Annotated in this window: 24 protein-coding genes and 1 pseudogene; 17 read left to right on the top strand and 8 right to left on the bottom strand. The window is 60.5% G+C overall.

From position 1 onward, the window contains the following. A pseudogene (locus tag BM160_RS20515) lies at positions 1-235 on the top strand (group II intron reverse transcriptase/maturase); the annotation flags it as partial. A 272-nt stretch (positions 236-507) separates the two neighbouring features. On the opposite strand, the gene BM160_RS20520 reads toward BM160_RS20515, so the two are convergent. The 4 genes from BM160_RS20520 to BM160_RS20535 all read right to left on the bottom strand — a co-directional run bounded on the left by BM160_RS20520 (position 508) and on the right by BM160_RS20535 (position 5122). Beyond that, positions 508-933, bottom strand: coding sequence for a barstar family protein (locus BM160_RS20520; protein WP_092008023.1), 426 nt, complete (start codon positions 931-933; stop codon positions 508-510). 53 nt (positions 934-986) lie between these two features. After that, a complete protein-coding gene (locus tag BM160_RS20525; protein WP_092008024.1) occupies positions 987-1358 on the bottom strand; it encodes a guanyl-specific ribonuclease in 372 nt (123 codons plus the stop codon). 221 nt (positions 1359-1579) lie between these two features. Continuing rightward, a complete protein-coding gene (locus BM160_RS20530) occupies positions 1580-3898 on the bottom strand; it encodes an NADP-dependent malic enzyme (protein ID WP_092008025.1) in 2319 nt (772 codons plus the stop codon). Between the two features lie 276 nt (positions 3899-4174). Beyond that, the gene (locus tag BM160_RS20535) at positions 4175-5122 is read right to left on the bottom strand and encodes a LysR family transcriptional regulator (protein ID WP_092008026.1); all 948 of its coding nucleotides are present in this window, start codon (positions 5120-5122) and stop codon (positions 4175-4177) included. A gap of 70 nt (positions 5123-5192) precedes the next feature. Between BM160_RS20535 and BM160_RS20540 the strand changes: the two genes are divergently transcribed. From BM160_RS20540 to BM160_RS20590, 11 genes are all read left to right on the top strand, one after another. Beyond that, positions 5193-6206 (top strand): bile acid:sodium symporter family protein, encoded by a 1014-nt coding sequence (locus BM160_RS20540; RefSeq protein ID WP_092008027.1) that lies wholly within the window; start codon positions 5193-5195, stop codon positions 6204-6206. Positions 6207-6961: 755 nt separating this feature from the next. Continuing rightward, positions 6962-8104: a cupin domain-containing protein gene (locus BM160_RS20545; protein WP_255369019.1), complete on the top strand. Its 1143-nt coding sequence runs from the start codon at positions 6962-6964 to the stop codon at positions 8102-8104. A 9-nt stretch (positions 8105-8113) separates the two neighbouring features. Further along, a complete protein-coding gene (locus BM160_RS20550; protein WP_255369020.1) occupies positions 8114-9244 on the top strand; it encodes an LVIVD repeat-containing protein in 1131 nt (376 codons plus the stop codon). Positions 9245-9277: 33 nt separating this feature from the next. Further along, positions 9278-9664 (top strand): RidA family protein, encoded by a 387-nt coding sequence (locus tag BM160_RS20555; protein ID WP_092008028.1) that lies wholly within the window; start codon positions 9278-9280, stop codon positions 9662-9664. A 43-nt stretch (positions 9665-9707) separates the two neighbouring features. Beyond that, positions 9708-10304, top strand: a complete 597-nt coding sequence (locus BM160_RS20560) for a glutathione S-transferase family protein (protein ID WP_092008029.1) — start codon at positions 9708-9710, stop codon at positions 10302-10304. A 31-nt stretch (positions 10305-10335) separates the two neighbouring features. Then, complete coding sequence (locus BM160_RS20565) at positions 10336-11184, top strand: ABC transporter ATP-binding protein (protein ID WP_255369021.1); 849 nt, start codon at positions 10336-10338, stop codon at positions 11182-11184. Continuing rightward, positions 11181-11993, top strand: a complete 813-nt coding sequence (locus BM160_RS20570; RefSeq protein ID WP_092008030.1) for an ABC transporter permease — start codon at positions 11181-11183, stop codon at positions 11991-11993. The genes BM160_RS20565 and BM160_RS20570 overlap by 4 nt, the downstream gene beginning before the upstream one ends. A 79-nt stretch (positions 11994-12072) precedes the next feature. Then, positions 12073-13101, top strand: a complete 1029-nt coding sequence (locus BM160_RS20575; protein ID WP_255369022.1) for an ABC transporter substrate-binding protein — start codon at positions 12073-12075, stop codon at positions 13099-13101. A gap of 21 nt (positions 13102-13122) precedes the next feature. Continuing rightward, on the top strand, positions 13123-14622 hold the full coding sequence (locus BM160_RS20580) for an aldehyde dehydrogenase family protein (protein WP_092008031.1): 1500 nt from the start codon (positions 13123-13125) through the stop codon (positions 14620-14622). A gap of 7 nt (positions 14623-14629) precedes the next feature. Continuing rightward, a complete protein-coding gene (locus BM160_RS20585; RefSeq protein WP_092008032.1) occupies positions 14630-16261 on the top strand; it encodes a GMC family oxidoreductase in 1632 nt (543 codons plus the stop codon). A 7-nt stretch (positions 16262-16268) separates the two neighbouring features. Next, complete coding sequence (locus BM160_RS20590) at positions 16269-17213, top strand: Rossmann-fold NAD(P)-binding domain-containing protein (RefSeq protein ID WP_177219101.1); 945 nt, start codon at positions 16269-16271, stop codon at positions 17211-17213. Between the two features lie 16 nt (positions 17214-17229). Here the strand turns inward: BM160_RS20590 and BM160_RS20595 are convergent, their stop codons facing one another. Then, positions 17230-17916, bottom strand: coding sequence for a FadR/GntR family transcriptional regulator (locus BM160_RS20595; RefSeq protein ID WP_092008034.1), 687 nt, complete (start codon positions 17914-17916; stop codon positions 17230-17232). Between the two features lie 140 nt (positions 17917-18056). Here BM160_RS20595 and BM160_RS20600 point away from each other — a divergent pair, with 140 nt between their 5' ends. Further along, a complete protein-coding gene (locus tag BM160_RS20600; protein WP_092008035.1) occupies positions 18057-18740 on the top strand; it encodes a helix-turn-helix domain-containing protein in 684 nt (227 codons plus the stop codon). Between the two features lie 58 nt (positions 18741-18798). Further along, complete coding sequence (locus BM160_RS20605; RefSeq protein ID WP_092008036.1) at positions 18799-19689, top strand: DMT family transporter; 891 nt, start codon at positions 18799-18801, stop codon at positions 19687-19689. A gap of 25 nt (positions 19690-19714) precedes the next feature. Here the strand turns inward: BM160_RS20605 and BM160_RS20610 are convergent, their stop codons facing one another. The 3 genes from BM160_RS20610 to murU are packed head-to-tail and all read right to left on the bottom strand — an operon-like array spanning position 19715 to position 22323. Continuing rightward, positions 19715-20107 (bottom strand): glutaredoxin family protein, encoded by a 393-nt coding sequence (locus BM160_RS20610; protein ID WP_092008037.1) that lies wholly within the window; start codon positions 20105-20107, stop codon positions 19715-19717. Positions 20108-20155: 48 nt separating this feature from the next. Then, positions 20156-21568: an aminopeptidase P N-terminal domain-containing protein gene (locus BM160_RS20615; protein ID WP_177219102.1), complete on the bottom strand. Its 1413-nt coding sequence runs from the start codon at positions 21566-21568 to the stop codon at positions 20156-20158. 14 nt (positions 21569-21582) lie between these two features. Beyond that, positions 21583-22323, bottom strand: coding sequence for an N-acetylmuramate alpha-1-phosphate uridylyltransferase MurU (gene murU / locus BM160_RS20620; protein WP_092008038.1), 741 nt, complete (start codon positions 22321-22323; stop codon positions 21583-21585). A 189-nt stretch (positions 22324-22512) separates the two neighbouring features. On the opposite strand from murU, the gene tkt reads away from it, so the two are divergent. From tkt to BM160_RS22815, 3 genes are all read left to right on the top strand, one after another. Then, positions 22513-24561, top strand: coding sequence for a transketolase (tkt, locus tag BM160_RS20625; RefSeq protein WP_092008039.1), 2049 nt, complete (start codon positions 22513-22515; stop codon positions 24559-24561). Positions 24562-24624: 63 nt separating this feature from the next. Beyond that, on the top strand, positions 24625-25623 hold the full coding sequence (gene gap, locus BM160_RS20630; RefSeq protein ID WP_092008040.1) for a type I glyceraldehyde-3-phosphate dehydrogenase: 999 nt from the start codon (positions 24625-24627) through the stop codon (positions 25621-25623). A 20-nt stretch (positions 25624-25643) separates the two neighbouring features. Then, positions 25644-25992 (top strand): hypothetical protein (locus tag BM160_RS22815; RefSeq protein WP_255369023.1); only part of this gene is annotated, 349 nt, incomplete at its 3' end.

Below are 25992 nucleotides of genomic sequence, written 5' to 3' on the forward strand. Positions count from 1 at the left end.
AGTCTGGCGAACGTTGGACAAATGGTTGCGCCACCGCCTGAGGGCGATCCAGCTGTGGCATTGGAAGCGGCCGAGGACGATTTACCGGGGGCTTAAGGCGATGGGTGCCAGCGAAGACGTTGCCAAGCAGGTGGCGGGAAACTGCCACCGTTGGTGGCGCAACAGCAATGGGGTCATCAAGATCGTGCTGACGATTGCGTACTTCAATGGGCTGGGGGTGCCAAGACTGTCCTGACCTCAAGCGCTCGAACCGCCCGGTGCGGACCCGCATGCCGGGTGGTGTGGCAGGGGTGCCTCCAAGAATGGAGGCCCCCTATGCCGATGTGACCTGAAACCTTGGGTTTCAGGCCGCTGCGAGCCAGTAACCGGCGTTGAACGGACTGCTCATGCGCAACGCCAATGGCGACACATCTAGCAGTTTGTCGGTCGGCATGGGTTCATCGCCTTCCGAAATTACTTGCAGGGCCTCATTCGCCCGATCCCCTTGGCCAATGTCTGGGGAGCGGGCTACAGAAAAGAATAAAAGCATCTGAACGGTATCTTGCGATCCGCCCAGTAATCCGCGGCATCCCTGAAGATGTCCAGTAGTTGCTCTCTGGCCTCTTTGTCAAACTTGGCATGGGCCGGAATCTGCTCGAGTACGACGATGAAGCCGGGCTGCGGGCCTGATTTATGCACCAGATCTGTCATGCAGTCGTACAAGGCATCGAAATTCTTGCCGAAGTGCGCCGGAAAGGTGTATTGCGCGGCAATCATGTCCAGCACGTCCTGTTTGTTCTGGGCATTGCCCAGGTTGGCATACAGAAAATGCTGGTTCAATTGCGTCGCGGCGTCCTGTAACTCGGGCACGCGGAAGGCACGTATGGACTGCACAATATTGGGCCGCACGCCCTTTAATGGCGTTTCGTTGTCCTTACGAAGTGGTGTTTCCATCTCCGCTTCTCTTTCTCTTAGGTCAAAAGTCAAAATAACAACCACAGTTCGGTTTATTGAACGATTTTGCGAAAACTCGCATAGTGATCGCCGGTGTAGTAACAGGCATCGGGCGTTGCGGGTTTCAAGCCGCCACAAACAATGCGCCTAGCCCCGCGGCTACGCTCCCCAGGTGTCCTGACGGTGTATTCACGGTAGTAATCACGTGCGCTGGCGGGAAGAAGTCGTTCCCGATTGCGAAATACCACGCCGTCCTTGTCATGCTTGAACGGCCCACCTTGGTAAATCAGCGTCATCATGCTGCGTCCTTGAGGGGGCAACTGGGCGACGGTCATGGTGTCTGCCTGAGACAGCGCCTGCGGCGCTTTGGCTTGCACCGCATCGGTGCTCAAGCCGCTCAGGCTGGCCACCAAGACCAGCAACATCGTTGCACCACCTTTGTGCCAACGCCCCCACACATTTCGCAGCATGAAAAATACCTTTCTTGAACTCAGAATTAAATCCCATTCTTTCGGGTTAACCCTTAAATTTCAAGAGAGGTAGTTTGCCCCATGTCGACAAAAAACGCAAGTGCCTGCTGAAAATTCAGGCATGAAAAACAGGGGGAAACCCCCTATAAAGTTAGTACTGGCTAGCGAGCAGAGGCTTATCGTGCGGCATTGGCATCCGCAACGGTCAGTGCTGTCATATTGACAATACGGCGCACCGTGGCGGTCGCTGTCAGGATGTGCATGGGCTTGTCGGCTCCCAGCAGCACGGGGCCTATGGCAATGTTGCCGCCGGCGGCCGTCTTCAGCAGGTTGTAGGAGATATTGGCGGCGTCGATATTTGGCAGTACCAGCAGATTGGCTTGGCCGGCCAGTGTGCTGTTGGGCATGATCAGGCTGCGGGCGCCAGCGTCCAGCGCCATGTCGCCGTGCATTTCGCCATCGACCTCCAGCCAGGGCGCTTGTTCGCGCAGCAATTCAAGGGTGCGGCGCATTTTCAGGGCGCTGGGCTGCTCCGACGAACCGAAGTTGGAATGCGACAACAGGGCGACCTTGGGCTTGATGCCAAAACGCATCATTTCTTCGGCGGCCAGCATGGTGATCTCCACCAGTTGCTCGGCCGTCGGATCGTAGTTGACGTGAGTATCGAGCAGAAACACCTGGCGGCCGGGGAGAAGCAGGCCGTTCATGCAGGCATAGGTGTTCACGCCTTCGCGCTTGCCTATCACCTGATTCAGGTAGTTCAGGTGGTGAGCGGTGGTGCCCCAGGTGCCGCAAATCAGGCCGTCCACATCGCCCTTGTGCAGCAGCATGCCGGCAATCAGGGTCAGGCGGCGGCGCATTTCGATCTTGGCCATCTGCACCGTCACGCCGCGGCGTTCCGTCATGCGGTGATAGGTTTGCCAGAAGTCGCGGTAGCGATGGTCCTGCTCGACATTGACCACGTCGTAATCGAGTTCTTCCTTCAGGCGCAGGCCGAATTTCTCAATGCGCTGGGCAATGATGGCAGGCCGTCCTATGAGTGTGGGTCGGGCCAAGCCCTCGTCCACCACGATCTGGCAGGCCCGCAGCACGCGCTCCTCCTCGCCTTCGGCGTAGGCCACGCGCTTGCGGGCGGCAACCTTGGCGGCCGTGAAAATCGGCTTCATGAGGTTGCCCGAGGCGTAGACAAAGCTCTGCAGCCGCTCGCGGTAGGCGTCCATGTTCTGGATGGGCCGCAGGGCCACGCCGCTGTCGGCTGCGGCTTGTGCCACGGCAGGCGCAATCTTCATCATCAGGCGTGGGTCGAAAGGCTTGGGGATCAGATATTCGGGTCCGAACACCAGTTTTTCACCGACGTAGGCGGCGGCCACCACTTCGCTTTGTTCGGCCTGAGCCAGCTCGGCAATCGCATGTACGGCGGCGATTTCCATTTCGACGGTGATGGTCGATGCGCCGGCATCCAGGGCGCCGCGAAAAATATAGGGGAAGCACAGGACGTTGTTGACCTGATTTGGGTAATCCGTTCGACCTGTCGCCATGATGGCGTCATCGCGCACCAACTTGACGTCTTCTGGCGTGATTTCCGGATTGGGGTTGGCCAGTGCAAAAATAATGGGCCGCGCTGCCATCTTTTTGACCATTTCGGGCTTGAGCACACCGCCGGCCGAAAGGCCCAGGAAGATGTCCGCGCCTTCGATGATTTCGCTCAAGCTACGGGCCGAGGTTTTCTGGGCAAACTGGATCTTGTCTTCATCCATCAACTCGGTACGGCCTTCATAGACTACGCCGGCCAGGTCGGTGACGAAAATATTTTCGCGCGGAATGCCGAGCTTGAGCAGCAGGCTCAGGCAGGCCAATGCGGCCGCGCCAGCGCCCGAGGTCACCAGTTTGACCTTGGCTGGATCCTTGCCGGCGACCTTCATGGCGTTTAGCATGGCGGCACCCACGGTAATTGCCGTGCCATGCTGGTCGTCGTGGAACACCGGGATCTTCATGCGTTTGCGCAGCTCGCGCTCCACATAAAAGCAGTCCGGTGCCTTGATGTCTTCCAGGTTGATGGCGCCAAAGGTCGGCTCCAGCGATGCAATGATATCTACCAGCTTGGCTGGGTCTTTCTCGTCGATCTCGATGTCAAACACGTCAACGCCTGCGAACTTCTTGAACAGCACGCCCTTGCCCTCCATCACCGGCTTGGAGGCCAGCGGGCCGATGTCGCCCAGACCCAGCACTGCTGTGCCGTTGGTGATCACGGCCACCAGGTTTCCGCGGCTGGTGTACTTGAACGCGGCGTTCGGATCCTTGACGATCTCCTCGCAGGGGGCGGCCACACCGGGCGAATAGGCCAGGGCCAGATCGCGCTGGTTGGTGAGCTGCTTGGTCGCTGCAATCGCCACCTTGCCGGGCGTCGGAAACTCATGATATTCAAGGGCGGCGCGGCGCAGTTCGGCGCGCTTTTCTTCACGGTTGTCAGGCGTCACGGCGGATGGTGTCTGCATTGATTAGGTCTCCTGGCTAGAACGGTCAGTATGGCCGTCGATTCTTGGTCAAAGGTCTGCGATTGTAGGCCGCTAAAAGGGGGAAACCCTAGTCAGTAGAAGTACGCAAAACAGGTGAAGTGCTTTTGACTTTTTAGACGCTATGCTGCGGGCTCCAAGCCTTTCTACAGGCAGGCTGCAGTTGTGTTTGATAGGGCTTTAATTGGGTGATGATGGTGATTTTTAAAGGAAGATGGGCGAATGTTGTGGCGATAGTCTGGGTCTGCTGTGGCCAGCTCAGTCCAGCTTTGACGATTGCGCCATGCCAGACTGGCTTTCCGGCCCCTTGGGGGTAAAGGCCGTCTGCACTGCCGACTGCACGATTTTCCAGACGCATTCGGCCAAGGGCGAAAGCACCCGGTTGCGACGGCGCACCAGCATGATGTTTCGCTGAACGCGCGGGGTCAATGTCCGTAGTGCCAGTTGCGGCAGTTCGGAAGACAGGGCGGCCAATGCCGGCATCACGCTGATGCCTATGCCGGCCTCCACCATGCGAAAAACCGTGGTTGGATGGCCAAGCTCCTGCTTGACATGGCAGCTTGCCCCCTGGCTGGCCAGGGCCTCATCAATCAGGCGGCGACTGCCCGAGGCATGGTCCAGCAGTACCAGGGCCTCGCCATCGAGTGCGCTCCAGCGCACACTCCGGCTTTTGGCGAGTGCGTGCCGACGAGGCGTGACCAGCACGAAAGGGTCGCTCAGAATGGTTTCGCAATACAGGTCTTCGGTGGATTGAGGTTCGATCACGACGCCGAAATCGACTTCACCGCTGCGCACGCTGGCCAGCACATCTTGCTGAATCCGGTCCAGCAGCAGGAACTGGATGCCGGGCGCCTGCTGCGCGCAGGCGGCAATGCAGGATGGCATCAGGTTTGCCGATAGCGTCGGGCTGCTGGCCACGCGCACCTTGCCTTCCCGCGCGCTGGCCAGCCCGGCGACATCCTGCAGGGTTTGGTCCAGATCTTCGAGAACCCGCGCCAGCCTGGCCGCCAGCGAATGACCCGCTTCAGTCAGAACCACCTCGCGCGTGGTGCGGTCCAGCAACTTCAGGCCAAGCCGGGATTCGAGCTCCAGGATGGCGCGACTCACGGCGGGCTGAGTGAGTCCCAGCTCATCGCCGGCGCGGCTGAAGTTGCGTCCTTGCGCAATGAAGAGAAAAACCCGTAGCTGGCGCAGCGTGACATTCATGCATTGGAATCATATATCTATCAGATAAATCCATTTCTCTTTTGAGCCGGCAGGCGGTCCAATCCCCTGCATGACTCGTCCAAACTATCTTCCCGACAACTTCACCCTCGCCCTGGTGGCGGTCGTCACGCTCGCCAGCGTGCTGCCCGCCAGCGGCGGCGTGGCCCAATTTTTCGAGCGCCTGACCGCTGTGGCGATAGGCCTGCTGTTTTTTCTGCATGGAGCCAAGCTGTCACGCGAGGCCATTCTGGCGGGCATCATGCATTGGCGGCTGCATCTGCTGGTGTTTGCCAGCACCTTTGTCATGTTTCCCGTGCTCGGCCTGCTGCTGCGCCCTCTTCTTAGCCCCTTGGTCACGCCCGCGCTGTACACCGGTGTGCTGTATTTGTGCGTGCTGCCGGCCACGGTGCAGTCGGCCATCGCGCTCACCTCGATGGCGCGCGGCAATATCCCGGCGGCGATCTGCAGCGCGTCCGCTTCCACCTTGCTCGGCGTCTTTATCACGCCCATTCTGGTCAATCTGATCGTCTTGCCGGGCGGCGGCGCCGGCTCGTCCTTTGACTCGATAGGGCGGATTCTGCTGCAGCTGATGCTGCCCTTTGCCCTAGGCCATTTGCTGCGCCCCTGGGTCGGCGCCTGGGTCAAGCGCCGGGCTGCGGCACTGAAGTTCGTCGACCAGGGTTCGATTCTTCTGGTCGTGTTCACGGCATTTAGCGCGGCGGTGATCGAGGGCCTGTGGAAACAGGTGTCGGTGCGCGACCTGGCCGGCCTGCTGGTGGTGTGCGCCATCTTGCTGGGTCTGGCCCTGAGTAGCACCGTCTGGATGGCGCGCCGCATGGGATTCAACAAGGAGGATGAAATCACCATGGTGTTTTGCGGCTCCAAGAAAAGCCTGGCGAGCGGAATTCCCATGGCCAAGGTGCTGTTCGCCTCGCATGCCGTGGGGGCGCTGGTGCTGCCTTTGATGGTGTTTCACCAGATGCAGCTGATGGTGTGCGCCGTGCTGGCGCAGCGCTATGGGCGTCGCCAGGACCAAGATGACATGCCCGCGCCTGCGGTGGTGGCCAATCAGGCGAAGTCATGATGGCCTGAAGTGGCCCAGTCATAGGGATGGTGGCCATCCCGCTCCATCCTTTTCTGAGGCCGCCGAACTTGGCGGCCCAGACGCTTGTAGCCAGGCCGCATGGCCGTCGCGCTTGGCGCATTAAATATTCAAGCAAATATGGCAGCTGGCCCGCATGTCTACTGCGCTGCCAGCTATAAATAAGATAGTAAAAATGGCCCCGGCCTTGGCGCAGGGCTGGGCCATCTTGTGGCCTGCGCGCCGGCCTTGCCGGCTGAACGGGCTTGTTGCCGCCCGTCCTGGCGCTAACTGCAGCCAGTCATCGCCCCTGTTTTGAGGGTGCATCCTCGCGCAACCGCAAGCATCTTTTTCCGGCACCAGATTGAGGCAAGTCGCACCAAATTGGCTTGGTTAAACAAAAAATCATGCCTTGGTTGCCAAAGTATTCTGTCGGAAATAAAAAATTCTTCTTTTCGTCCTTGAACTCAGTGACTTCTAAGGTGGCATCGAATTGAATTTGTAAATATTTATATAAATCAATGGCTTAGTTCGTACATTGCGTTGCGTTTATGCCGTCAGCAAAGAGTCAGGATGCAGAATTTTAAGCACTTTCATCTTTTAAGCCATAGGGTTTACATGGATTGGCGTGCTTTGTGCATAGTGAAGTTGGTTCAACCAGTGGTGCAACTGGTTAATACGGTTGACCTATTGGTTGGTTGGTGGTTGAATTAACCATGATTTTTCCATTTACTTCGATTTGATCTTAAGGAGCACTGATGACAAGCACTGTTGCCGAGCAGGTGATGCAAACGGGCCGAGCAGAAGAATTGGCGGCGATGTATGAGCAGATCAACACCAAGAACATGTTTCCGTTCTGGGCCAAGCGCGCGGATGTGGAGCACGATGACATCAAGCAATTGATGGAGGGTGTGAAGGCCATTCCCTTTCAGTGGAGTTTCAAGCGTGATCTGGAGCCCTTGATCCAGCAGTCGGCCCGCCTCATCACCCATGCAGATTCGGATCGACGTTCGCTGGTGCTTGTCAATCCTGGGTTGAAGCCTAAACGCGCAACGGTGTCCACCCTTTACACCGCTTATCGCCTGAACGATCCCAATGAGGTGATGCCGCCGCACCGGCATACCGCCAGCGCGATTCGGCTGGGCCTGACCGGGCAGCAGAATTTCACCGGCGTGGAGGGTGAAGACATTGTTTTTGGTCATGGCGACCTGGTACTCACGCCGCGCGACACCTGGCACAACCATGGCAACGTCGGCTCCGAACCGGCCATCAACTTGTCGGTGCTGGACTATCCCCTGGTGGAAACGCTCAACGCCTTGCAGTTTGAGCACGATTACAAGGAAGACGGTCAGCTGAAGAAGAAGCAGACGGCGCGTTTCTCCTCGGACTACTCCGCGCGCATGTACGGCTCCGGCGGCCTGACGCCGCGATTCATCGACCACCGCCGCGGCGTGGGTGGCTCGTCGCCGGTGTACGTGTACCGCTATGAAGCGATTCGCGAGCTGCTGGAACGCAACAAGGACTGGGACGGCAATCCTTACGAAGGTTTGCAGGTGGAGTACACCGACCCCGTCCGTGGCGGGCCTGTCTACAAGACCATGACCTTCTTCATGCAGATGTTGCGGCCCGGTGAGCGCACGCTGCCGCTGAAGCAGACGGCCAGCTTGCTGGTGTCTCCGCTGGAGGGCAAGGGCCAATGCATCGTCGACGGCCAGACCTTTGACTTCGAACCCTTTGACACGATTGCCGTGCCTGGCAACAGCTGGATGGAACTGGTGAACACCAGCGCCACCGAGCCTGTCATCTTGTTCATTGCAAGTGATGAAAACGTGCTCGATGCTTTCGGTTTGCTGCAGCGCTTTGGCAAAACAGCCGGCGGCGAAGTCGTTCGACTGGTCTAAGGGGATCACTTGGCCCGCGCATCAAACACTCGCCTGCTTAGTCATGTGGACTGCCCTGGCGGCGGCCAGGTCTGGGTCGACAAAAACATCATGTATGTCTCGCACATGCGGCCGCCCGATGGCACGTCTATCTATGACGTGTCCGATCCGCGTCACCCGCGCCTGCTGTGCCGCATGGATGTACCTATGGGTTGGCACTCGCACAAGGTCAGGGCCCAGGATGGTCTGATGGTCGTCAACTACGAAAAATTTCGTGAAGGTGCACCGGACTTTGGTGGCGGGCTGGGGATCTTCGACATCTCCAATCCTTCCAAGCCGCAGTTGATCAACAAGTGGCAGGCCAGCAGCCAGGGCGGCGGCGTGCATCGCTTCAGCTTCGATGGCCGCTATGCCTATATCTCGCCAACAGCGGATGGCTATGTCGGCAACATCATGAAGATCCTCGACCTGGCCAATCCGGCCAAGCCCGAGGAAGTCTCCAGCTGGTGGATTCCGGGGCAGCACATTGCCGGCGGGGAAGAGTATCTGTGGGATGACTTTGTGATGCCGCGTTGCCACCATCCGCTGCGCCTGGGTGACCGGCTGTATGTGTCGTACTGGCATCACGGCTTTTTCATTCTGGACATCTCGGACATGTCCCGGCCCAAGCTGGTGTCTTCGGTCAACAGCAGCCCGGCGCATCCGCACCCCACGCATACGGCCATGCCGATTCCCTGGCTTCTCAAGGAGCGCAACATTTTGCTGGTGGCTGACGAAGATGTCGCCAAGCTGCGTCCCAGTGCGCCGGCTTTCAGTTGGATCTACGACATCACCGACGAGCGCCAGCCCATGCCTATCTCGACCTTCCAGGTGGAAGGTATAGATATCGACGGCCGGCCGCAGGAAATGATGACGGGCTGCCACCAGCCATCGGAAAAGATCTTCAACAACATCGTTCCCTACGCCTGGTTTGCGCAGGGCCTGCGCCTGGTCGATATTTCCGACCCCTTCCGCCCCAAGGAAGTGGGCTTTTACGAGCCTGACGTGCCCAGCGGTTGCGCCAGGGTCTCCTCCAACGACGTGACGATGGATGAGCGCGGGATTGTCTACCTGCTGGATAGACAGCATGGGCTGGACATCATCGAATGCTTTCCCAAATAAGGCCTCGCGTCACTTATTCAAAGAGATAACACCATGAGTCAAAACAACGTTCAGGTCTTCGGCACGAAGAACCCCAACCTTCCGTTTCACCCCGCCATTCGCGCCGGCGACTTTGTCTTTTTGTCGGGCCAGGTGGCCAAGGACGAAAACGGCAAGATGGTCACCGGCTCCATCGAGGATGAAACGCACGCCACCATCAAGGCTTGCGAACGCATTCTTGCGCTGGCTGGCTGCACGCTGGATGACGTCGTGAAGGCGACGGTCTTTCTGGAAGACGGCCGCGACTTCGGTCGCTACAACGGCGTCTTCAAGGAGTATTTTCCCGAAGGCCGCCTGGCACGCTCCACCGTGGAGGCGCGCGCCGTCATCACCACGCGCATCGAAATTGAAATGATGGCCTACAAGCCACTCGAAAAATAAGCTCTCCTCTCCTTCCAACCTTATCCATATCAAAGGAAACCTCATGTACCAATTGCTAGGCCGCGCCACTTCGGGCAATGTTCAAAAAGTCATTTTTCTGCTGGAAGAACTGAATCTTCCTTATGAGCGTCTTGACTACGGTCGCCAGTTCGAGAACACCGTGACGCCGGCCTACCTGGCGCTCAATCCGACACAAAAAGTGCCGACCCTGGTGGACGGTGAACTGTCGATCTGGGAATCCCACACCATTCTTCGCTACCTGGCCGCCAAGGAAAAGTCGGCCCTGTTACCAACCGACCTGGCCGCCCGCACGCAGGTCGAGCGCTGGATGGACTGGCTGTTGGCCCAGCTCAACTCGGCCTACCTCGGCGGTTTTCGTGATGCCAAGAAGCCTGAGGCTGAGCGTGCTGCCGATACCGCCAAGAATTTGACGACGGAACTCACCATTCTTGAAAAGCAGCTGGCGAAAAACGATTGGGTTGCCGGCAGTGAGTTCAGCCTGGCAGACATCGCTCTGGGCTCCATCGTCAAGCGTTGCGTGGCCTTCCCCTTCAATCTTCCAGCCATGCCGCACATTGCTGCGTGGCTCGAAAAGCTGAACGCCCGCGACTCCTTCAAGAAGGCCACGGCGGCAGGCTGAGCGGCCTGACGCCCATCTCCAGGATCTCATCATGCGTGTCTTGCCCGAAACCACGATGCCTCTATCTACCTCCCCGTTGACTGACAACGCCCAGCCCCATATCCGGGCCAGCGGCGTTGCGGTCGACTTCACGCATGCCGGTCAGACCAACCGCGTGCTGCACAACATCAACCTGTCCATTGAGCGCGGCGGTTTCGTCTCGCTCATCGGACCCTCCGGCTGCGGTAAGAGCACCTTGCTGAAGGTGCTGGCGGGCTTGGTGCCACCGACCGAGGGGGAGGTGAGCGTGGCCGGCGTGGCGCCCGCTGAAGCGGCGCGCCAGCGTCGCATTGGCCTGGTATTTCAGGAAGCCGCATTGATGCCCTGGAAAAATTCTTTGGACAACGTCAAGGTGCTCATGGAGATCGCCTACAAGGACAAGTCCAAAGAAGAGATTACCGAGCGCGCCGCAGCCATGCTGCGCATGGTCGGTCTGGAGAAGGCGGCGCTCAAGCTGCCTTCCCAACTCTCTGGCGGCATGCGCCAACGGGTGGCCATTGCACGGGCCCTGGCCATGGACCCGGAAGTCCTGATGATGGATGAGCCCTTCGGCGCACTGGATGCCATCACGCGGGAAGAGATGAGCGAGTTCTTGCTGGAGGTGTGGCGCAGCACCGGGAAAACCATTGTGTTTGTCACCCATTCCATCGATGAAGCCGTTTTCCTGTCGAAAAACGTGCAGGTGATGGCCACCGGTCCGGCTCGGATTATTGAGTCCATGCCCATTGGCCTGCCTTATCCGCGTGTCGAGGACACCTATTCCCTGCCTGAATTCGCTGTGGCCTCGGGTCGCTTGCGCAGGCTTCTCAAAGAAGGTCACGGACAGAAAGCCACATCATGAGCAGCGCAGTCATCACCCCTTCCACCTCTAAAGCCAAGGCCGGCAGCGGCCGTTTGGCCCGCTGGTTTGCTGCCGCTTCGCCGGCCATCTTCCTGTCGGTGGCGACGCTGATTGTCTGGGAGCTCATTTCCCGGGTTTTTCAGTTGCCCGAGTTTGTCCTGCCGGCGCCTTCATCGATCGGAAAGATTTTCATCACGCGCCAGGGAGCGCTGATGCAGGCGGCCTGGGTCACCGCAGAGGAAATCCTGTATGGCTTCATCCTGTCCACTCTTGTGGGCATGCTGATTGCCGTGGCGATTGCGCGCTTCGAGCGCATGGGGCGCGCTGTCTACCCCCTGATGGTGCTGTTTCAGAACGTGCCGAAAATAGCCTTGGCACCTTTGTTCATTCTGTGGTTTGGCTATGACCTGGCGCCCAAGATCCTGTTGATCGTGGTGATGGCGTTTTTCCCGGTGGCCTTGAACATGCTGGTGGGTCTGCAAGCGGCTGATCCCAACCTCGTCACCCTGATGCGCACCGTGGGCGCATCACGTACCGAGATCCTCTGGCGCGTACAGATTCCACATTCGCTGCCGTCCTTGATGTCGGGGATCAAGATCGCGATCACGCTCAGCGTCATAGGCGCCATCGTGGGTGAGTTTGCCGGTGCTTCCGCCGGGCTGGGCTACCTGATCCAGTTTGCTTCCACGCAAATGGAAACAGCGCTGGTGTTTGCGGCGCTGATCCAGATCTCTTTGCTGGGCATGTTTTTCTACTACGCCGTGGAAATCATCGAAAGCAAATACATCTACTGGACGCCCAAGATCTGATTCTTGTTTGCGGTTTTCCCTGGTTTTCCATGAAGTGTTTTTTGTCGATTTTTTGATTTATTTTGAAAGGACGAAAGTCGTGAAAGCTACCTCCAAGTTTCTGCGCTGTTTGATCGGTGCCGGTGTTGCCATGCTGATGTCTTCAGGCTCGTTTGCCCAGAAGCTCGATGATGTTTCCGTTCAACTGGACTATGTGGTTCGCTCTGACCATGCGATGTTTTTCGTAGCCAAGGAAAAAGGGTTTTTTGCTGAAAACGGGATTAATGTGACGGCCATTCGCAAGGGAACGGGTTCTACCGATGCCTTGCGCCTGGTGGCCAATGGCAATGCCGATTTTGGTTTTTCCGACTTGCCCACTTTGATGGTCGGTCGTGTGCAGACACTGCCAGTGGTGGCGCTGGCTGCCGTCAATCAGAAAAGTCCGATGGCGATGCTTTCGGTCAAGTCGCGCAAGCCCATTTCCACGCCGGCCGATCTCAAGGGCATGAATATCGGCGTGCACTCGTCCGGTTCCACCTATATTTTTCTGAAGGCCTTCCTGGCCGCCAACGGCATGTCGCTGGCTGACATCAAGCAAAGCACGGTCGCTCCTCCGTATGAGAGCTTCCTGTTGCTGGGGCGTGTGGATGCCGTTCCAGGCTATATCAATGCTGAAGTGCCCGAGCTGGAAGAAAAAGCCGGCGGTCCAGGTACCCTGTCCATCGTGCAAGGCTCGGACTTTGGCTATAACGCCTATGGGTCTGGCGTGTTCACGTCGGAAAAAATGATTGCCCAGAAGCCCGAACTCGTTCAGCGCTTCATGAATGCCTACCTCAAGGCCTTCGACTATGTTGCTGCCAATCCCAAAGAAGCGGTGGACATCATTGTCAAGCTCAATCCGGAATATGCCCCCAAGAGCGGCATGCTGACCAAGCAGCTGCAAACCAATCTGGCGCGCAGCTTCTTTAGTGATGCCACCAAGGAAAAGGGCCTGGGTTATATCGCTGCCCAGCAGTGGAAGTCAACCGCTGAAACTCTCATCGCTCAGGATGTTCTGCCCAAGACGGCCAGCCTGACCGCCGGCTATGACGCGCGCTTCCAGGAAGCCGCCAAGCCCACCCGTCGTTAACCCTTTGCAGCTATCACCAGAATGACCACTGAACGTAAAGCCACTGGACCCCAGACACCGGTCGTGCCCATCAATGACGGGCTGTTTTATGGGGGTGCCTGGCATGCACCGCTTGCTGCCGAATATCTCAATATCACGGAGCCCGGCAGTGGTCGTTTTCTGGGACGGGCGGCCATCGCTGGTGCGGCCGATGCCGACCGGGCGGTGGCCGCCGCAAAAGCCGGCTTCGCCGTCTGGCGTGACACGGCGCCGCTGGAGCGCGCTCGAATCATGAAGGGCGTGGCAGCCAAGTTGCGCCTGCATGCCGACGAGCTGGCCTTGCTCGATGCCGCCGATTGCGGCAACCCGGTCAAGGAGATGGCGGCGGACGTGATGACAGCTGCAGCCCTGTTCGACTACTTTGCCGGACTGGTGACAGAGATGAAAGGCTCATCGATTCCGATGGGCAGCAACGCCGTGAATTTTTCGGTGCGCGAGCCGCTCGGCGTGGTCGTGCGCATCGTGGCTTTCAACCACCCCTTCCTGTTTGCCGCTGGCAAGATGGCGGCGCCGCTGGCTGCCGGTAACGCCGTCATCATCAAGCCGCCCGAGCAGGCGCCTCTGTCGGCGATACGGCTGGCGGAACTCATTGGCGACATGCTGCCGCCAGGGGTGATCTCGATTCTTCCCGGTGGCCGTGAAGTCGGCGAGGCTCTGGTGGGCCATCGCGACGTGGCCATGATTGGTCTGGTCGGCAGCGTGCAGACCGGGCGCGCCGTGATGAAGCTGGCGGCAGAGCGTATCAAGCCCGTGCTGCTGGAGCTGGGGGGTAAAAACGCCTTGATCGCCTATCCCGACGTGGATGTCGATGAGGCGGCCACTGCCATTGTGGCCGGCATGAATTTCACCTGGTGCGGTCAGTCGTGCGGCTCTACCAGCCGCGCCTTTGTGCATGCCGATATCTACGAGCAGGTGATTGAGCGCGTGAGGCAGCAGTGCGCCAACTACGTTCCCGGTTTGCCGACCGATTACGCGACCAGCATGGGCGCCATCATCAGCCGGGCCCAGCATGAGCGGGTCATGGCTTTCATTGCGTCGGCCAAGCAGGACGGGGCACGGCTGGTGCATGGTGGCAAGGTGCCGGACAACCCGGCGCTGGCGCAAGGCTTTTACATCGAACCGACCGTTTTTGCCGATGTCAGCACCGACATGCGCATCGCCTCGGAGGAGATTTTTGGCCCGGTGCTGTCCATTTTGAAATGGAGCGACGAAGAGGACTTGCTGCGTGATGTCAATGGCGTGGACTATGGCCTGACCTGTGCCATCTGGACCAATGACCTGGAAAAAGCCCACCGCATGGCGCAGCGCGTGCAGGCCGGCTTTGTCTGGATCAATGAGGTCGGGCGCCACTTCCTGGGTGCGCCGTTTGGCGGCGTGAAACAGTCTGGCATAGGCCGTGAAGAATGTCTGGCCGAACTGCTTTCCTTCACCTCGGAGAAGAACATCCATGTCAGCTTGCGGCGCGTTGCCGCCAAGCGCTGAGGCCGCTATGCAAGAGACATACGACTACGTGATTGTGGGTGCCGGGTCTGCCGGCTGTACGCTGGCCAACCGGCTCAGCGAAGATCCAGGCGTCATGGTTTTGCTGCTAGAAGCCGGTGGTTGGGATCGTGATCCCTGGATCAAGATACCCCTAGGCTGGGGCCAGATTCTGCAGAACCGCTTGCACGACTGGATGTACTACGCCGAACCCGAAGCCAATGTGGATGGACGCCGCGTCGAGTGCGCCCGTGGCAAGGTGGTGGGGGGATCTTCCTCCACCAATGCCATGGCCTATGTGCGTGGCAACCCCGGCGACTTCGATCGTTGGGCCAGCCGCTATGGCTTGCCGGGCTGGACTTACAAGCATGTCCTGCCCTACTTCAAGCGGCAGGAGAACTGGGAGCAGGGCGCCGGTGGCGAACGTGCTGCAGATGGCCCGGTCAACGTGCAGCGTTGCAAATACCAGGATCCGCTGATAGGCGCTTATGCCAATGCAGCCAAGGCGGCAGGCTACGGCTGGACCGAGGACTACAACACCTCTTCGCAGGAAGGCTTTAGTCACTTGCAGATGACGATTCGAAACGGCGCGCGCTGCAGCACGGCGGTGGCGTATTTGCGGCCAGCGCTGAAGCGCCCCAACCTCACGGTGAAGGTGAAGATTCTGGCTTCGCGCGTGACGCTGGAAAGCGGCAAGGCCACCGGGGTGGAATACCTGGAAAACGGCCAGAAAAAAGTGGCGCAGGCATCGCGCGAAGTGTTGCTGTGCAGTGGCGTGATCAATACGCCTCAGCTGCTGATGCTTTCGGGCATAGGCGATCCGGTCCAGCTTGCGGCGCACGGTATCAAGGTGAAGGTGCCGCTCAAGGGCGTGGGCGCCAACTTGCAGGATCACGTTTCCGTGGTGGTCATGTACGAACGCAAGAGCCCCGGACCTTTCCATCGCATGATGCGCATGGACCGCATTGCGCCTGCCATTGCCCAGGCTTACCTGGCCGGCACCGGTTTTGCCTCCGACATTCCCGGTGGCGTGGTTGGTTTTGCCAAGAGCGACCCGGAGCAGGAGGTCCCCGATCTGCAGGTGCTGCTGACGGCGGCGCCCTTGCCGGCCTGGCCTTATCTGTCGCCCTTCAAGAAGCCCTTCAAGGACGGCTTTGCCGTGCGCACCGTCCTGCTTCATCCGCAAAGCCGCGGCCGCATCGAACTGACGTCCAAAGACCCGGCCGCCGCGCCACGCATCTTCCAGAACTTTCTGGGTTGCGAAGCCGACTGGAAAGCCACACGTGCCGCGATTCGCATGGTTCGCAAGATCGCGCGCCAGTCGCCCCTGGCACCCTTTATTGGCCGTGAAGTGGCGCCCGGCCCGCAGGCCGAGAGCGACGAAGCCATAGATGCCTTCATTCGCAAGACCGCCATCACGGTGCACCATCCTGCGGGCACTTGCCGCATGGGCACCGTGGACGACCCCATGAGTGTGGTGGATGCCGAGTTGCGTGTGATCGGCGTGCAGGGCTTGCGCGTCGTCGATGCGTCGGTCATGCCCGACCTGACGTCTGGCAACATCAACGCGCCCGTCATCATGATTGCCGAAAAAGCGGCCGACCTGATCACCGGACGGCCTTTGTTGGCGCCGGCTGCCTGAGATGCTGATGCTGGACCGTTCATTGCGCCACCGCGTCCTGGTGACCCGCCCTATCGCGGAAGATGCCATGCGGCGTCTTGACACTTTTTTCGAGGTTGAAACCCGGCTGGACGACCGGGTGCCCGATGCCGATGAGCTGGTTCGCTGGCTAGCTGGCAAGGCCGGCGTGATTGCCGATTCGCGCTTTGTGTTCGACGCGCCGGTGGTGCAGCAATTGCCCATGCTCAAGGCGATCTGCAACCTCGATGCAGCGCATGACAACCTGGACCTTTCGCTGCTGACCCGTGCCGGCATACGGGCGACCAATACGCCGGAGCGAGGCAGTGCGGCACAGGCGCTGGAGGCCGCCAGCGAGCAGGCCTGGTTGATTCTGCATCGCCTGCTGCAGCAGCGGGTTCCCGAGGCGCAGGCACAAGGGCGCTACAGCGCCCAGTGGTCGCGCCGGGTCACTTTGGCCGCGCCCCTGAAAACGCTGGCGGTGGCATTTACGGTTGATGACGCCTTGAGCCAGGCGCTGGCATTGAGTGCGGCGGCCGAGCGTGCCAATGTCCTGATGCCACAAGGCAGCTCTGGTGGGAGTTCAAGTGCCGTCACGCGGCTTGACCGGGCGGCGCTTTGGCGCGATGCCGACGTGGTGGTGCTCGGTGGCGACTTGGCGGCAGCCCCGGTGAGCATGGCGGACATGGCGATGCTCAAGCCCTCGGCTGTGGTGCTCAATCTGGCCGGTGTGAATGCCCTTGCCCCCGAGGTATGGGACGACGCCGGACTGCGCGCGCGCATTGAAGGCGGTGCCGCACGGCCCGATGGTGGTGGGGTTCAGGCCGCGCCCGACTTGCAGAGCGCTGCACGGGTAACGGCGGAAAATTTGATCGCCGCCTTGGGCTTCGGTCGCAACGGCTGGCATCCAGCCCATCTGCTCAATCCCGACATTCTTTGTGATTCTTGCTGCTGAGCAGTGCCCCGGTTGCTCAGGAATTGTTGCTGACCGAGGGGTTGAGTGAGATCCGGTCCAGGATCTGGCACTGCACCATGTGCAAGTGGGCGCGCATGGCCTTTTCCGCGGCATCCGGATCACGCGCGGCGATGGCGGCGGCAATCACATGGTGCTCGGAATCCCGTTGCCGCAGGCGGGTTGCCGGTTGTGTACGGGTGCTTTGCTGAACGTGCAGGCGTGAATCCGCGCCTATCTGGCGCAGCAGGGCATAGATGTCTGCGGCCAGCGTGTTGCGTGTCGCCGCCGCAATGAGCCGGTGAAAGTTCAGATCGGCTTCTGCGCTTTCGGTTTCAGCCAGTGTGGTGGCCGCCTTTTCTATGCGTGCGATGTCAAGCGGTGTGGCCCGCAAGGCAGCCAATCGGGCCAGTATGGGCTCCAGCGCCAGCCGCAACTCGATCACCTCCAGTGGGTTGGTATCGCGCGCCAGCGCCGCACCGCCCCGTGCCAGGGCGGCATGCCGGCGTGGCGTGCCCGAGGCCAGTTCGCCCGAGGCGCGCAGCTGAAGCAGCGCCTTGCGCAAGGTATGGCGGTTGACGTTGAGCTCCTCGCCCAGAGCCCGCTCGGCGGGCAGTTTTTTCCCTTCGGCAATACGCTGCCTAAGGGTCTCGACAAGACCGTCAATATCGACCTTTTGGGCAGGTATACGGGAGATGTTATTCATGGCTACAAGTATATCTATCAAGTTGGTTGATGCGCTTGGTTACGGGTATGGTTGTAGTTTTTGGTTGTATTCTGACGTCAGAATGGGACGGGCTGCGTCATGCGGTGGTTGCATGGCGAGTCCCCACCTATACTTTTCGCATGCTGACAAATCCTTTCCCTGACGGCGAGATCTCTTGCGGGATTCGGCGCTATGGCGGCGAGTACCTCAGCCATGAACATGGGCACGCGCAAATCATGTTTGCCTTGCAAGGGCGCATGGAGCTGGAGATTGGCGGCCGTTCGGCGTTTGCTGATACGTCCTGCGGCATGGTCATTCCAGCCGGCGTGGCACACGGTTTTCTGGCCACGCAGGATCTGCGCATGTTCGTCATCGACCTGCCGGCGCAGGCCTGTGTAGCGCGGGTGCGGCGCTTTGCCGTGACACCGGCCTGCCGCAGCAGCTTGAGTCTGTCCGATGCCGGCTTGCAGCTGGCGCAGCTGCTTCAGGCGCCCACGGTGCAGGCCAGGCGCGGCATCGATCTGGCGCAGCTAGACGCCGCGCTGGAACGGGGTTTGCACGAGCCCTGGAGCACCGCCAGGGCTGCCAGGCTGTTCTTTTTGAGCCCCCAGCGTTTCCACGCCAGATTGCTGGAGTTGACCGGGCTGACGCCGCAGGCCTATCTGCGCTCGCGCCGGCTGGACCGGGCCGCCTGGCTGCTGAACAAAGGCCTGCCGCTGGAGACCGTGGCCCAGCAAGTGGGTTATGGCTCGGCCAGCGCGCTGAGCTTCGCGCTCAGGCGTGACCGCCAGCAGGGCGCCAGGCAGTTGCGCCGCTTGCCCTGAACCCCGAGTTCAGGCGTTGCTCGCAAGTTGCCGTGGCTGCCGGGCGCAAGATAGGCGCATGAAAAACCCTTCGCTGGCCGGTACGGCCATGGCGCTGGCGGCGGCGGCCCTGTGGGGCACCACCGGCACGGCACAGACCTTTGCCTCCTCACAAACCTCGCCCTACTGGATAGGCGCCTTGCGGCTGCTGATTGCCAGCCTGTTTTTTCTCGGCGTTGTGCTGCTCGGGCGATCGGATAAATCCTCCGGGCTATCGCAGCTGCGTTCGGCCTGGCGCTGGGTGTTGCTGGCGGGGCTTTGCATGGCCGCCTACAACCTGAGTTTTTTTGCCGGTGTCAGGGCCACCGGTGTGGCCAGTGGAACCGCTGTGGCCATAGGCAGCGGCCCAATCTGGGCCGGCTTGCTGCAATCCCTGATCTCCAGGCGGCCACCGCGCCCTTTCTGGTGGCTGGGAACGGCCCTGGCCATCGTGGGCGTGGGCCTGATGCTGCTGGGCAGCAGCGCGGGCGCCCGCTTTGATGCGCTCGGTCTGGGCCTGTGCCTGACGGCGGGCCTGTCTTATGCGAGTTACACCATTCTCAGCAAGCACCTGGTCGGCATCACCACACCGGAAATGGCGACCTGCTCCGTCTTTACCGTCGCGGCGCTGATCGCGCTGCCGGTGGCCGCGCTGGCCTCGGACAGTTTCAGCGCAACGCCGGTCACCTGGGCCATGGTGGGCTATCTGGGGCTGGCCGCCACCGGCATGTCCTACTTGCTGTTCAGTCATGCCTTGCGCCATATCTCGGTGGCCACCGGCGTCACGCTGACCCTGGCCGAGCCGGTGACGGCCTTTGTGCTGGCCATCATCGTGGTGGGCGAGCGGCCAGGACCGCTGGCGTTTGGCGGCCTGGCTTTGGTGCTGGCCGGCCTGCTGGTGGTGGTGGGGCTGGAAAACCGGCGGCGTTAGTATTTTTTGGCTGGTGTACTAGCCGTCAAGCATTGGCAAATCGTCCACGCAGGTAGGCGATGATTTTTTCCGAATCGTAAAGCCACTGGCTGTCGCCGGCGTGATCGGTAATTTTCAGGCAGGGCACCTTGGTCTGTCCGCCGCGCTGCAGCAACTCCTGCCGCTCAGGGCCTTCGGCTTGTGCGTCCAGTCGCTGGATAGTCAATGACAGGCGGCTGATTTCCTGCCTGACCTTGATGCAAAAAGGGCAGGTCTTGTATTGGTACAACACCAGCGACTGGCACTGCTGATTCACCTGCGTCTGCGCGGCCTGCGGGCGGCTCAGGCCTTTGGGCCGGGTGATGGCTTCCTTGAGCAGCAGCACCGGACCGAGGACCAGGCGCAGGGTTTTGAAGAAGAGTCGGATAAAAAATTTCATGGCCGATTTTAAGGTCGGCACGGTTTGGCACTGGCGCTGCAACCCGGCTCAGCCCCGCATCAGCGCCTCGATCTCGTCGGCCGCCACGGGGACCTCGCGTGTCAGCAGCTCGCAGCCCTTGGCGGTGATCAGCGCGTCGTCCTCTATGCGTATGCCTATGTTCCAGAATTCCTTGGGCACGTTTTTGGCCGGCCGCACGTAGATGCCTGGCTCTATGGTGGTCACCATGCCGGGCCGCAGGATGCGTGAGGGCTTGCGCATCACGCTTTGGCCGGTTGCGTCCTTTTCTTCGCGTGCCTTGCTGCCGGGCTCGCTGTAGTCGCCGCAGTCATGCACGTCCATGCCCATCCAGTGGCCGGTGCGGTGCATGTAGAACTGGCGGTAGGCGCCGGAGGCCAGCACGTCGTCGACCTTGCCGTGTTTGGCCTTGGGCAAAAGGCCGGTCTCCAGCATGCCTTCAATCAGCACGCGGGTGGCGGCTTCGTGCGGGTCGTTGAAGCGCTTGCCGGGGCGGGTCACGGCAATGGCCGCCTCTTGCGCCGCGTGCACGATGTCATAAAGGCGGCGCTGCGCCGGGCTGAAGGTACCGTCGGCCGGAAAGGTGCGCGTGATGTCGCTGGCATAGCCTTGCAGCTCGCAGCCGGCATCAATCAGGCAGAGCTGGCCGGCTTTCAGTTCGGTATCGCCGGCGCGGTAGTGCAGCACGCAGGCATTGGCGCCCGCCGCGACGATGCTGGTGTAGGCTGGAAATTCTGAGCCCTGGCGGCGGAACTCGTGCAGCAGTTCGGCGTCCAGGTGGTATTCGCGCAGCCCGCCCTTGACGCCGGCGCGCAGCATGGCCGCCGAGGCCTGCATGGCGCGCACATGGGCGGCGGCGGAAATCTTGCCGGCACGTCGCAGTATGGACACCTCTTGGCTGTCCTTGAACAGGCGCATCTCGTCGAGCAGCTTGCACAAGTCGTGCTGGCTGGTCGGGCATTCGGCGCCCTGGCGCACGCGGGCGCGCACCTGATCGAGCCAGCCGTCGACCTGGCTGCCCAGGCCTGGATGCGTGGCAAAGGGAAACCAGACGGCGTTCTGGTTGGCCAGCAACTCGGGCATTTTCTGGTTCAGCGCATCCACGCTGAAGGCCTCATCCACGCCCAGCTGCGCCGGTGCGGCTTTGGGCCCCAGGCGTATGCCATCCCAGATTTCGCGCTCCAGGTCCTTGGGTCGGCAAAACAGCGTGCTTTTGACGGTTTTGCCGCTGGCCTCTATCACCAGCCAGCCGCCCGGCTCGCTGAAACCGGTCAGGTAGTAAAAGTAGCTGTCGTGGCGATAGGGAAAGTCGCTGTCGCGGTTGCGCGGCACTTCCGGCGCGGTCGGCAGCAGGGCAATGCCACCGCCGGCGGCTTTCAGGGCGCGGCCAATGGCGGCGCGGCGTTTGGCGTAAACCGCCATGGTGTTTGGCGAGGTGCTCATGGTGAGGACTGCTTTCAGTTCGTGGGGATTTGATTGAGTTCGGCCAGCCGTGCCGGCGTGCCGACATCGGTCCAGGCGCCGGTGTAGATTTCGGCGCTGACCTGTTGCCTGTCCATCGCCGTGCGCAGCAGCGGCGCCAGCGGCGCGGCCAGACCTTGCGGGTTGCCAAAGGGCAGCGCGTCGAACAGCGCGCGCCGGTACAGGCCTATGGTGCTGTAGGTGTAGCGGGGAGCGGCGTCGTCGGCCGGCAGGTTGAGCGCCAGGCCGTCGGCACTCAGGCCGAAGTCGCCGTGCGGGTTGTGCGGCGGATTGGGCACCAGCCACAGGTGGGCGAGTTTGTCGCTGGCCATGAAGCGCTGGACTGCGGCTGGCGAAAATTCAAAGTCGGGCACAAACACATCGCCGGCCAGCACCCAGAAAACCTCGCCCAGCAGCGGCAGGGCGCGTGCAATGCCGCCCGCTGTTTCCAGTGCGCCGCCAAAGTCAGCGCCTTCGTGCGAGTATGAAATTGATAGCTTCTCGCTCCCGTCCTGCTTGGGCTGCAGGCCAAAATGGCTTGAAATTTCGGTGCCTAGCCAGGCGGTGTTGATGACCAGCTGGGAAAAGCCGCCACGTGCCAGCGCTTGGGCGTGCCAGTCAATCAGCGCCTTACCGCGTACTTTGAGCAGCGGCTTGGGGCAACTGTCGGTCAGCGGCCGCATGCGCTCGCCGCGACCGGCGGCCAGGATCATGGCTTTGATGAGGGAAGGGGTCATGTTGGGGCGCCGCGCGTGTGGGTTGCGCCAGTAGGCAGTCTTTGCATGAGCCGGACTTTAGAGCATTTGTTGCCGCCACTGCAGAGCAGCTCGCAAGAAGCGTGGCGGGCGGTGGCAAGCCGTCCTTGGCCAGTGCCCGGTAAAATAGCGGTTTACCCTGATTCCCGAACCTATCCGGAGCTTTGCCTGATGGCCAATAATGAAATGATGGCGAATGCGATACGCGCACTCGCGATGGACGCTGTACAACAAGCCAACTCCGGACATCCCGGCGCCCCCATGGGCATGGCCGACATGGCCGTCGCCCTCTGGGGTCAGCACCTCAAGCACAGCCCGCAAAACCCGCACTGGTTTGACCGCGACCGATTCGTGCTGAGCAACGGCCATGCGTCGATGCTGATGTATTCGGTGTTGCACCTGACCGGCTACAAGCTGCCTATCAGCGAACTCAAGAACTTCCGTCAGCTCGGCTCCAAAACGCCTGGCCATCCCGAAGTGGACGTCACGCCCGGCGTGGAAACCACCACCGGCCCGCTGGGCCAGGGCCTGACCAATGCCGTCGGCATGGCGCTGGCCGAAAAGCTGATGGCCAAGGAATTCAACCGCGAAGAGCACAAGGTGGTGGATCACCACACCTATGTCTTCATGGGCGATGGCTGCCTGATGGAAGGCATCAGCCACGAGGCCGCGGGCCTGGCCGGCGCCTGGAAGCTGAACAAGCTGATCGCGCTCTACGACGACAACGGTATTTCGATTGACGGCCAGGTCGCGCCCTGGTTCATCGACAACACGCCGCTGCGTTTTGCCGCCTACGGCTGGAATGTGATCGGCCCCATCGACGGCCACAATGCCGAGGCCGTTTCCGCTGCGATTGCCGAGGCCAAGCAGGTCGCGGACAAGCCCACGCTGATCGTCTGCAAAACCCATATCGGCCAGGGTTCGCCGAATCGGGTTGACACCGCCAAGGCCCACGGCGAGCCCCTGGGCGCCGAAGAAATCAAGCTGACGCGTGAGGCCATCAACTGGTCGCACACGCCGTTCCAGATTCCCCAGGAAGCCTACGACGCCTGGGATTGCAAGGCCAAGGGCCTGGCGTTCGAAGCCGATTGGGACGCGAAATTTGCCGCCTACCAAACGGCCTACCCCGAACTGGCGGCAGAGTTTGTGCGCCGCATGAAGGGCGAGTTGCCCAAGAGCTTTGCGCAGCACGCCGTCGACACCGTGATTGGCGCGCACACCAAGGCCGAAACCGTGGCCTCGCGCAAGGCTTCGCAGCTGGCGCTGGAAGCCTTTACCGCCGGCCTGCCCGAGATGCTGGGCGGCTCGGCCGACCTGACCGGCTCCAACCTGACCAATACCAAGTCCACGCCCAACCTGCGCTTCGACATCAACGGCGAAGTGGTGCAGACCGAGATGGCCGACGGCGCCAAAATTGGCGGCCGCCACATCAACTACGGCGTGCGCGAATTCGGCATGGCTGCCATCATGAACGGCATCGCCCTGCATGGCGGTTTCATCCCTTACGGCGGCACCTTCCTGACCTTTAGCGACTACTCGCGCAACGCCATTCGCATGGCCGCGCTGATGAAGCTGCGCGTGGTTCATGTGTTCACGCACGATTCCATCGGCCTGGGCGAAGACGGCCCGACCCACCAGTCGATAGAGCATGCCGCCAGCCTGCGCCTGATCCCGAATCTGGATGTCTGGCGCCCGGCTGATACGGCCGAAACCGCTGTCGCCTGGGCCGTGGCCCTGCAAAACAAGCACAAGCCCACGGCTTTGTTGCTGAGCCGTCAGAACCTGCCTTATGCGCCCAAAGACGACCTGGGTGAAATCAGCAAGGGCGCATACGTGCTGGCCGAGCCGGCTGAAGTCGGCCTGAAGAAAAAGGCCCAGGCCGTGATCATCGCCACCGGCTCCGAAGTGCAGCTGGCCTTGAAGGCGCAAGAGTTGCTGGCCAGCCAGTACAAGATTGCCGTGCGCGTGGTCTCCATGCCTAGCAACACCACTTTCGACAAGCAGAAAACCGCTTACAAGTCCGAAGTCCTGCCCGAAGGCCTGCCGCGCATCGCGGTGGAAATGGGTGTGACCGATGGCTGGTGGAAATATGGCTGCGCCGCCGTGGTTGGCATCGACAGTTACGGCGAATCCGCGCCGGCACCGGTGCTGTTCAAACATTTCGGCTTCACGCCCGAAAATGTCGCCGATACCGTGCGCAAGGTGTTGATGAAAAAGTAATGCTGTTCGGGCGAAGTCGGCCGAATGGGGAAATTGACAGATTAACTTCAGGAGCTAAAGCAGATGACTATCAAGATGGGTATTAACGGCTTCGGCCGTATCGGCCGCAACGTGTTGCGCGCTGCCGTGCAGAACTTCAGCGACATCGAAATTGTCGCCATCAATGACCTGCTCGAGCCCGACTACCTCGCCTACATGTTGCAGTACGACTCGGTGCATGGCCGCTTCAAGGGCGATGTTTCGGTGGAAGGCAATACCCTCATCGTCAACGGCAAGAAAATCCGCCTGACGCAAGAGCGCGATCCTGCCAACCTGAAGTGGAACGAAGTCGGCGCCGACGTGGTGCTGGAAGCCACCGGCCTGTTCCTGGACAAGGCCTCGGGTGAAAAACACCTGGCCGCCGGCGCCAAAAAAGTCATCTTCTCGGCCCCGTCCAAAGACGACACCCCAATGTTTGTCTATGGCGTGAACGACAAGACCTACGCCGGCCAAGCCATCATCAGCAACGCCAGCTGCACCACCAACTGCCTGGCCCCCGTGGCCAAGGTGTTGAACGACAAGTGGGGCATCAAGCGTGGCCTGATGACCACCGTGCATGCAGCGACTGCCACGCAGAAAACCGTCGACGGCCCGTCGAACAAAGACTGGCGCGGCGGCCGCGGCATTCTGGAAAACATCATTCCATCGTCAACCGGTGCGGCCAAGGCGGTCGGCGTGGTGATTCCCGAGCTCAACAAAAAGCTGACCGGCATGTCTTTCCGCGTGCCGACCTCCGATGTGTCTGTGGTTGACCTGACCTGCGAATTGAACAGTGAAGCGACCTTGAAGGAAATCTGCGCCGAAATGAAAGCGCAGAGCGAAGGCGCACTCAAGGGCGTGCTGGGCTACACCGAAGACAAGGTGGTGGCCACCGACTTCCGTGGTGATACCCGCACCTCGATCTTTGACGCCGAAGCCAGCATTGCGCTGGACGGAACCTTCATCAAGATCGTGGCCTGGTACGACAACGAATGGGGCTACTCCAACAAGTGCCTGGAAATGGCACGCGTGGTGGCCGGCTAAGCCTGGGCAAGCGTTTTCGCTTGAATCAAAAAATGCGCCTTAGGGCGCGTTTTTTTTTGGTGCGCCCAGCATGGGCGCACACCTGCGGGTGCAAGTCCCGCCAGGAGCTGGTCACAGTGAATGAAGTGAAGCGCAACTGCGTGAGGGCGACCGAACGTGGGAAGGAAGCGTGGAGCGTAAATCGCGAGCCGATGAACAAGAACCGCATAGAAGGCGTTGCCAAGCAGGGCGAGCGGGCCAAAAACCGCAAAGCTCTTGTGACCAAGGCGAGGTGGCGTAGATGCGGCGGTTGTGCGATGAAGGTGTGCGTTCTTACCTGGGGAGATCTCGCCTCGTGGGTGAAAGCCCGACGGCTTTGCCGGAGCGAGA

Origin of the sequence: Polaromonas sp. OV174 (assembly GCF_900112285.1) — a bacterium.
GTDB lineage: Bacteria > Pseudomonadota > Gammaproteobacteria > Burkholderiales > Burkholderiaceae_C > Polaromonas.

What these genes read in the sequence shown, in the direction of transcription:
- BM160_RS20520 (WP_092008023.1), bottom strand. Translation starts at nt 933, where the DNA reads ATGGAAACACCACTTCGTAAGGACAACGAAACGCCATTAAAGGGCGTG.
- BM160_RS20525 (WP_092008024.1), bottom strand. Translation starts at nt 1,358, where the DNA reads ATGTTGCTGGTCTTGGTGGCCAGCCTGAGCGGCTTGAGCACCGATGCG.
- BM160_RS20530 (WP_092008025.1), bottom strand. Translation starts at nt 3,898, where the DNA reads ATGCAGACACCATCCGCCGTGACGCCTGACAACCGTGAAGAAAAGCGC.
- BM160_RS20535 (WP_092008026.1), bottom strand. Translation starts at nt 5,122, where the DNA reads ATGAATGTCACGCTGCGCCAGCTACGGGTTTTTCTCTTCATTGCGCAA.
- BM160_RS20540 (WP_092008027.1), top strand. Translation starts at nt 5,193, where the DNA reads ATGACTCGTCCAAACTATCTTCCCGACAACTTCACCCTCGCCCTGGTG.
- BM160_RS20545 (WP_255369019.1), top strand. Translation starts at nt 6,962, where the DNA reads ATGACAAGCACTGTTGCCGAGCAGGTGATGCAAACGGGCCGAGCAGAA.
- BM160_RS20555 (WP_092008028.1), top strand. Translation starts at nt 9,278, where the DNA reads ATGAGTCAAAACAACGTTCAGGTCTTCGGCACGAAGAACCCCAACCTT.
- BM160_RS20560 (WP_092008029.1), top strand. Translation starts at nt 9,708, where the DNA reads ATGTACCAATTGCTAGGCCGCGCCACTTCGGGCAATGTTCAAAAAGTC.
- BM160_RS20565 (WP_255369021.1), top strand. Translation starts at nt 10,336, where the DNA reads ATGCGTGTCTTGCCCGAAACCACGATGCCTCTATCTACCTCCCCGTTG.
- BM160_RS20570 (WP_092008030.1), top strand. Translation starts at nt 11,181, where the DNA reads ATGAGCAGCGCAGTCATCACCCCTTCCACCTCTAAAGCCAAGGCCGGC.
- BM160_RS20580 (WP_092008031.1), top strand. Translation starts at nt 13,123, where the DNA reads ATGACCACTGAACGTAAAGCCACTGGACCCCAGACACCGGTCGTGCCC.
- BM160_RS20585 (WP_092008032.1), top strand. Translation starts at nt 14,630, where the DNA reads ATGCAAGAGACATACGACTACGTGATTGTGGGTGCCGGGTCTGCCGGC.
- BM160_RS20590 (WP_177219101.1), top strand. Translation starts at nt 16,269, where the DNA reads ATGCTGGACCGTTCATTGCGCCACCGCGTCCTGGTGACCCGCCCTATC.
- BM160_RS20595 (WP_092008034.1), bottom strand. Translation starts at nt 17,916, where the DNA reads ATGAATAACATCTCCCGTATACCTGCCCAAAAGGTCGATATTGACGGT.
- BM160_RS20600 (WP_092008035.1), top strand. Translation starts at nt 18,057, where the DNA reads ATGCTGACAAATCCTTTCCCTGACGGCGAGATCTCTTGCGGGATTCGG.
- BM160_RS20605 (WP_092008036.1), top strand. Translation starts at nt 18,799, where the DNA reads ATGAAAAACCCTTCGCTGGCCGGTACGGCCATGGCGCTGGCGGCGGCG.
- BM160_RS20610 (WP_092008037.1), bottom strand. Translation starts at nt 20,107, where the DNA reads ATGAAATTTTTTATCCGACTCTTCTTCAAAACCCTGCGCCTGGTCCTC.
- BM160_RS20615 (WP_177219102.1), bottom strand. Translation starts at nt 21,568, where the DNA reads ATGAGCACCTCGCCAAACACCATGGCGGTTTACGCCAAACGCCGCGCC.
- murU (WP_092008038.1), bottom strand. Translation starts at nt 22,323, where the DNA reads ATGACCCCTTCCCTCATCAAAGCCATGATCCTGGCCGCCGGTCGCGGC.
- tkt (WP_092008039.1), top strand. Translation starts at nt 22,513, where the DNA reads ATGGCCAATAATGAAATGATGGCGAATGCGATACGCGCACTCGCGATG.
- gap (WP_092008040.1), top strand. Translation starts at nt 24,625, where the DNA reads ATGACTATCAAGATGGGTATTAACGGCTTCGGCCGTATCGGCCGCAAC.